Origin of the sequence: Nocardioides jensenii JCM 1364 = NBRC 14755, from assembly GCF_001552535.1 — a bacterium.
In the GTDB taxonomy this organism is placed as follows: Bacteria; Actinomycetota; Actinomycetes; order Propionibacteriales; family Nocardioidaceae; genus Nocardioides; species Nocardioides jensenii.
Window position 1 is genome coordinate 1 of record NZ_BCRJ01000158.1, and the last position, 5,922, is coordinate 5,922.

Sequence of the window (5,922 nt, forward strand, 5' to 3'; positions counted from 1 at the left end):
CGCGCCCCCACCCCACCCCCACCCCACCCCCACACACGCCCGCGAGTAACGCTCCGTCCACGTGACTTCGCACCCCTTCGGCGGGGTGCAAAGTGACGACATCGGCGCACAAGTGCAACGGGCTGGGCTACGGTGGCGGGACAGTCCTTCCGAGGAGCGTCGATGTCCGTCGATCGTCAAGAACTGCACTCCCGCAGGCTCGATGCCGTGCGCGCCTGGACCGCGTTCGTCGAGCAGGGTGACCGGGTCGAGCAGCTGGTCCGGCCCGAGATCCTGCACTCGTGGCTCCGCTCCGGGTCCTCGGTCCGGCCCGACGTCTCCGAGGCCCCGCTGGCCGACGAGGCGGACACCGCGGCCTACTGGGCCGGGTCCCCGTTGCAGGCGGCGATCGAGCGCGTCGAGGACGAGCTCCGGCGTACGGCGGACGACGGCGACCTGGTCCTCGCCGTGACGGATCCGGAGACCCGCATCCTCTGGACGTACGGCGGCCGCGTGATGCGTCGCAAGGCCGAGGCGGTGAACTTCGTGGCCGGCGGCAAGTGGGACGAGGCGAGCGTCGGCACCAACGCCCTCGACCTCGCGCTGCGCACGGGTGGACCGTCGATGGTGTTCAGTGCCGAGCACTTCGCGCCGATCGTGCACAACTGGGTGTGCTGGGCGGCGCCGCTGCACGACCCGGCCACCGGTGACCAGATCGGCGTGATCGACCTGTCGACCACCTGGGACCGCAGCCACCCGATCGGGCTGGCGACCGCGCGCATGATGGCGCGGCTGATCGAATCGGCCATGCCGCAGTGGTCGCCCGGTCGTGAGGCCAGGCTGACCGTGCCCGACGACTGTGGGCTCAGCCTGCGACTGCTCGGCTCGGCAGAGGTGCGCCTCGACGGAGAGCGGGTGCTGCTCAACCGACGACAGACCGAGATCCTCGCGCTGCTCACCCTGCACCCCGACGGACTCACCCTCGAGCAGCTGCACGCGCTCCTCTACGGCGACCAGGCGGTCACCCTGTCCACGTTGAAGGCCGAGGTGTCGCACCTGCGCCACGCGGTCGGCGGGCAACTCGCCTCGCGGCCCTATCGCCTGACACTGCCCGTGCAGACCGATGTGGAGACCGTCGTACGCCTGTTGCGCCAGGGCAGGGTGCGCGAGGCGGTCGCGGCGTACGGCGGCGACCTGCTGCCGGGCACGGACTCCCCGGGCCTGGGGGAGTACGCCGACTACCTCGCGGTCGCCGTGCGTGAGGCGCTGATGGCCGACCCCGTGCCCTCCGCGGTGGTGCGCTACACCGAGCTGGCGCCGTACGACACCGAGGTCGTGGAGCGCTGCCTGACCGCGCTGGGTGAGGCTCAGCACCCGCTACGGCCACTGCTCAAGGGCCGCCTCGCCGCCGCCTCATCCTCCCGATAGTCCCTGACGTTCGCGCCGCCATTTCGGGATAGTCCCTGACGTTCCGGTCACGCGTGACCGGAAACGTCAGGGACTATCCCGACCAGAGGACCGAAACGTCAGGGAGTATCCAACCTTTCGCCAACCTCGACTGCCTAGCGTGAGCCGGGTCACAGCGCGCACGTCTGCGAGGAGTCGTCCATGGCCAGGATCGAAGTCACCGTCGACGGAGCACAGGTCTCCGATGACGTCGAGCCGCGGATGCTGCTGGTGCAGTACCTCCGCGAGAAGCTCGGCAAGACCGGCACCGTGATCGGGTGCGACACCAGCAACTGCGGGGCCTGCACCGTGCACCTCGACGGGCGCAGTGTGAAGTCGTGCAACGTCCTGGCCGTGCAGGCCGACGGCCACGAGGTCACCACCATCGAGGGCCTCGCCACGGACGGCGAGCTGCACCCGATGCAGGCCGCGTTCCACGAGTGCCACGCCCTCCAGTGTGGCTTCTGTACGCCGGGCATGATCATGCAGTCGATCGACCTGCTCAACGACAACCCGAAGCCCGACGAGAAGCAGATCCGTGAGGGCATCGAGGGCAACCTGTGCCGGTGCACCGGCTACCACAACATCGTGCGAGCCGTGCAGACCGCGTCCGGGCAGGAGGTCGGCAAATGACCGTCACCGAAGAGCCACAGATGGAGATCGGCCGCGACCGGCGCCGCAAGGAGGACCAGCGGCTGATCACCGGCCGTACCCGTTGGACCGACAACATCACGCTTCCGGGCATGCTGCACCTGGCCATGGTGCGCAGCCCGTTCGCCCACGCGAAGATCGTCAACATCGACACCGAGGAGGCCAAGAAGGCCCCCAACGTGGTGACCGTGGTTACCGGCAAGGATCTGGGCGAGGAGCAGGGGTCGCTACCGAATGCCTGGCCGATCACACCCGACCAGGTCACGCCTCCGCACCCGCCGGTCGCGATCGACCGGGCCACCTTCGCCGGCGAGATCGTCGCGGTCGTCGTGGCCAGGAGCGCCGCCGAGGCCAGGGATGCCGCCGAGCTGGTCGACGTCGACTACGAGGAGCTGCCGGCCGCGCTCGACCTGAAGGAGTCGGCGGAGGACAAGGTGCTGGCCCACCCCGACCTCGGCACGAACAAGTCGGCGTTGTGGGTCTTCGACTCCGCCGATGCGGGCACCGGCGGCAACGTCGACGAGGCCATCGCCAAGGCACGCGAAGACGGCATCGTGATCGAGCGCGAATATCGCCAGCAGCGGCTGATCCCGGCGTTCATGGAGCCTCGCTCCACCGTGGTCGACCCGACCGGCGAGCAGATCACGATGTGGAGCGCGACCCAGATCCCGCACATCCTGCGGTTCCTGCTGGCCGCCGTACTCGGGGTCTCGGAGTCGAAGGTGCGGGTCATCGCACCCGACGTCGGCGGTGGCTTCGGCGGCAAGCTGCAGACCACGCCGGAGGAGTTCATCACCATGGTGCTGGCCCGCCGCCTGGGCAAGCCGGTGAAGTTCACCGAGACTCGCTCCGAGTCGATGATGGCCGCCCACCACGGCCGCGACCAGTGGCAGAAGCTCACCTTGAGCGCTGAGAAGGACGGCACGGTCACCGGCTTCAAGGTCGAGCTGTTGGCCGACCTCGGCTCGCACGTCTCGCTCGTCGGCGGCGGTGTGCCGGTGCTCGGCGCGTTCATGTTCAACGCGATCTACAAGTTCCCGGCCTACCACTTCCAGGTGCAGACCGTGCTCACCAACAAGGCCTGGACCGACGCCTACCGGGGCGCCGGCCGACCGGAGGCGACGTTCGGCATCGAGCGGATGATGACCGAGCTGGCCGCCGGGCTGGGCGTCGATCCACTCGAGATCCGCGAGAAGAACTGGATCAAGCACGAGGAGTTCCCGTTCACCACCGTGGCCGGGCTCGAGTACGACTCCGGCAACTACGAGGCCGCCACGGCGCTGGCCAAGGAGCACTTCGGGTACGACGAACTCCGCGCCGAGCAGCAACGGAGACGCGAGGCGAAGGACCCGGTGCAGCTGGGCATCGGCGTCTCCACGTTCACCGAGATGTGCGGCCTGGCACCGAGCCGGGTGCTGGGGAGCCTCGACTACGGGGCCGGGGGTTGGGAGCACGCCACCGTGCGCATGCTGGCCACCGGCAAGGTCGAGGTGATCACGGGCGCGAGCGCTCACGGCCAAGGTCACGAGACCGCGTTCAGCCAGATCGTGGCCGACCGGCTCGGGGTCCCGTTCGAGGACGTCGAGGTGCTGCACGGCGACACCCAGGTCGCGCCCAAGGGCCTCGACACCTACGGATCCAGGTCGCTCGTCGTGGGCGGTGAGGCGCTGGTCAGGGCGGCCGACAAGGTGATCGAGAAGGCCAGGCCGATCGCGGCCCACCTTCTCGAGGCAAGCGCCGACGACCTCGAGTTCAAGGCCGGGCGGTTCGGCGTCCGCGGCACCGACCAGGGGATGGCGATGGCCGAGGTGGCGCTGGCGACCTTCGCGGCGCACAACCTGCCGGACGGGGTGGAGCCGAGTCTGGACTGCGACGCGACGTACGACCCGGTGAACTTCAACTATCCCCACGGCACGCACCTGTGCGCGATGGAGGTCGACACCGAGACCGGTGCGGTCAAGATGCGCAAGTACACCTGCGTCGACGACATCGGCAACGTGATCAACCCGCTGATCGTGGCCGGCCAGGTGCACGGAGGCCTGGTGCAGGGCATCGCGCAGGCGCTGTGGGAGGAGGCGGTGTACGACGACTCCGGCACGCTGGTCTCGGCCTCGTTCGTCGACTACCTGGTGCCGACCGCGGCCGACACGATCAGCTTCGACGTCGACCACACCACCACGCCGTCGCTGACCAACACGCTCGGCACCAAGGGCGTCGGCGAGGCCGGCACGATCGCCTCGACACCGGCGGTGGTCAACGCCGTGGTCGACGCGATCCGCCAGTTCGGCGTCAACGACGTACGCATGCCCTGCACGCCCGAGCGGGTGTGGAAGGCGATCAACGACGGCGGGGGCGGTGACGGCGGTGCAACGACCGAGGCGGCCGCCCCGCACTTCGACGACAGCGGAGACACAGCCATCGCGGACGGAGCCCCCGAATGATTCCGGCACAGTTCGACTACCTCGCACCCACGACCGTCGAGGACGCGTTGGTCGCGCTCGCCGAGCACGGCGACGACGCCAAGATCATCGCCGGCGGGCAGAGCCTGCTGCCGGTGCTGCGGATGCGCCTCAACGCCCCCGAGTTCGTGATCGACCTCGGCCGCATCGAGTCGCTCCGCGGCGTGACCGAGGACGGCGACGCCCTCGTGATCGGCGCGATGACCACCCACTCCGATGTCGGCACGAACCCGCTGGTCGCCGAGCACGCGGCGTTGATCACCAAGGCCGTCGAGCACCTGGCCGACGCCCAGGTCCGGCACCGCGGCACCTTCGGCGGCGCCCTCGCGCACGCCGACCCGGCCGGCGACCTCGGGGCGCCGGTGCTGGCGCTGGACGCGGAGTTCGTGATCACCGGCAGCGGGGGAGAGCGTCGGGTCTCGGCCGCTGACTTCTTCGAGGACTTCATGACCACCGCGATCGGCGACGACGAGATCCTCACCTCCGTCCGCATTCCCAAGCACACCGGGTGGGGCGCCCACTACGAGAAGTTCGTGCGGGTGGCGCACCAGTGGCCGATCGTCGCGGTGGCCGCAACCGTGCGCGCCGAGGGCGGCACCATCGCCGAGGCCCGGATCGGCCTGACCAACATGGGATCGACGCCGCTGCGGGCGACCACGGTCGAGCAGGCGCTGGTGGGGCAGCCGGCCACCGACGAGGCGGTACGCCGGGCAGCCGAGTCCGCCGCGGAGGGCACCAACCCGCCGTCGGACCTCAACGGCGACGCCGACTACCGACGACACCTGGCCACGGTGCTGACCAGGCGGGCCGTGCTCGCGGCTGCGGGAGCGTGAGCCCGTGCAGCTGACCCACGAGTTCACCGTTCCCGCCTCGAAGGCCGAGACCTGGGCCGCCTTCAACGACATCGAGTCGGTGGCCGGGTGCTTCCCGGGTGCCACGGTCACGTCGTTCGAGGGTGACTCCTTCACCGGCAGCTGCAAGGTGAAGCTGGGCCCGATCGCCCTGGTCTACAACGGGTCTGGCTCGTTCACGGAGAAGGACGAGTCGGCTGGTGTCATGAAGATCAAGGCGATGGGCAAGGACAAGCGCGGCAACGGTACCGCCGGCGCCGACGTCGTCGCCACGATGAGCGAGGGCGGCCCCGGCGAGACCCGCGTCGAGGTGGTCACCGACCTCAACATCACCGGCAAGCCCGCGCAGTTCGGCCGCGGCGTCATCCAGGACATCAGCGACAAGCTGCTCGGCCAGTTCGTCGACTGCCTGAAGACGAAGGTCGGAGCCGAGCCTGAACCCGACGCGGACACCGAGCCCGCCTCCGTGCCCACCGGCGCGGCAGCGGTCTCCGCACCCGGCGGCGACCCGGACGCTGGCCCGGCGTCGGCGCCCG

The 5,922-nt window shown here is 69.8% G+C and carries 5 protein-coding genes; all 5 read left to right on the plus strand.

From position 1 onward, the window contains the following. The first annotated feature begins 162 nt into the window (after window positions 1–162). Complete coding sequence (locus tag NJ4_RS24570; protein ID WP_067442016.1) at window positions 163–1,407, plus strand: histidine kinase; 1,245 nt, start codon at window positions 163–165, stop codon at window positions 1,405–1,407. A gap of 180 nt (window positions 1,408–1,587) precedes the next feature. Beyond that, window positions 1,588–2,058, plus strand: coding sequence for a (2Fe-2S)-binding protein (locus tag NJ4_RS24575; RefSeq protein WP_067442018.1), 471 nt, complete (start codon window positions 1,588–1,590; stop codon window positions 2,056–2,058). Further along, window positions 2,055–4,517, plus strand: coding sequence for a xanthine dehydrogenase family protein molybdopterin-binding subunit (locus NJ4_RS24580; protein ID WP_067442021.1), 2,463 nt, complete (start codon window positions 2,055–2,057; stop codon window positions 4,515–4,517). Before NJ4_RS24575 ends, NJ4_RS24580 begins: the two co-directional genes overlap by 4 nt. Further along, window positions 4,514–5,368 (plus strand): FAD binding domain-containing protein, encoded by an 855-nt coding sequence (locus NJ4_RS24585; RefSeq protein ID WP_067442024.1) that lies wholly within the window; start codon window positions 4,514–4,516, stop codon window positions 5,366–5,368. Before NJ4_RS24580 ends, NJ4_RS24585 begins: the two co-directional genes overlap by 4 nt. A 4-nt stretch (window positions 5,369–5,372) precedes the next feature. Next, window positions 5,373–5,922 (plus strand): SRPBCC family protein (locus NJ4_RS24590; RefSeq protein ID WP_082749134.1); only part of this gene is annotated, 550 nt, incomplete at its 3' end.